The organism is Streptomyces sp. Ru71, from assembly GCF_002920535.1.
Classification (GTDB): domain Bacteria; phylum Actinomycetota; class Actinomycetes; order Streptomycetales; family Streptomycetaceae; genus Streptomyces.
The window spans coordinates 1-928 of record NZ_PQSS01000175.1 but is presented as its reverse complement, the minus strand read 5'-3'; the positions used below and the strand labels follow the sequence as shown (position 1 = coordinate 928).

At 75.9% G+C, this 928-nt stretch carries 2 pseudogenes; both read right to left on the bottom strand.

From position 1 onward, the window contains the following. Window positions 1-547 (bottom strand): annotated as a pseudogene (locus C3489_RS38075) (hypothetical protein); the annotation flags it as partial. Between the two features lie 267 nt (window positions 548-814). After that, window positions 815-928, bottom strand: a pseudogene (locus tag C3489_RS39775) (alpha/beta hydrolase); the annotation flags it as partial.

Sequence of the window (928 nt, the reverse complement as noted above, 5' to 3'; positions counted from 1 at the left end):
AGAGCTGGAGGAAGGACAGGACCTGGGGCATGGCCGAGACGACCTCGGCGACGGCCGCGGGCTCCTGGTCCCCGGGCTCGGGGTGGGCGAGCGACCAGGCGTCGAACAGGGCGACCCAGCCCCGCAGCACGGCGCTGTCGTCGCGGTTCCAGGCGCGCAGCCGCCAGCCGGGGCGGGCGCTGTCGCCGTGCACCTCGACCAGGCCGGCGAGGCGGGCGATGTCCCAGTCGGCACGGACCTGGTCGACGGTGAGGCCGAGGTCGCGCGCGGCGCGCTCGGCGGTCGCGTCGGAGAGGGTGGCCTTGCCGTCGGCGGTGGCGCCGTGGCGGCCGGGGCCGAGCGCGGCGTCGGCCCAGCGGGCGACGCGGGCGGCGGCGGCCAGCCCGGAGCGAGCCATTCCGGCCAGTTCCGCGGGTGCCGGGGTGCCCTCGGGCGGACGTGGCGCGCGGCGGCGCGGGCGCCGCTGGTTCACGGCTCTGGGCGCGGCGGCCAGGGGTCGGGGTCGGACGAGTCGAAGCCTGGAGTCGCGCGGGATACGGGACGTCACGGGTGCAGTCTTCCGGTTGACGGTCCGAAAACCCAAACGGAATGTCACCGGCGGCGACGGGGATGGCCAACGGACCTGCGCGGGACGTCGCGGGGAGGCGTGATCAGGCCACTTGTACGGCCTTGAACGGAGCGGAGCCGAGGAGTGAAGCGGAATGAGGTCGACCGGCATGCGGGCGGGAAGCGGAGGCCCACGGGCAGACCACCCGGCGGGCCCTCCGCGCCGCATCGCCCGCCGGGGTTCGCCTCACCGGGGTTCAGCCGGGGTTCACATCAGCGGCGTCAGGAAACGGCGCAACGCCTCCTCGTAGCCCTCCGGGTCGGCGTTCCACATCGCGGCGTGCGGGGCGTGGGCGACGGTGTGCAGGGCGACGAGGTCGGG